Source organism: Rhizobium sp. SVR5-2C (genome assembly GCF_056755115.1).
Genome location: NZ_JBNDHT010000661.1, coordinates 1 through 230 on the forward strand (window position 1 = coordinate 1; position 230 = coordinate 230).

Annotated in this window: 1 protein-coding gene; it reads right to left on the bottom strand. The window is 60.0% G+C overall.

Annotated elements, in window-relative coordinates; all coding sequences use genetic code 11:
* Positions 1–230 (bottom strand): type IV secretion system protein (locus ACPYOI_RS37285; RefSeq protein WP_481424332.1); only part of this gene is annotated, 230 nt, incomplete at both ends.

Here is a 230-nt window from a genome sequence, read left to right on the forward strand (position 1 = left end):
TAACCCGACTGCTCCGCAAAGGCCGATGCAGCCTCATGGGCTGTCTTCCAGATCTGCGACAAGCCGTTCGTCGGCTCGCGAATCCCCGTACCCGCGGCAGCCAGGATGGCGCGGCCGACATCTTCCGGCGTGTAGTTGAGCCAATGGTAGAAGAGGTTGTTAAAGTTGGCCCAGGAACTGATCGATGCGAGAATGATCATCATCCTAACGGTCCGGCCGACGACCTCGCC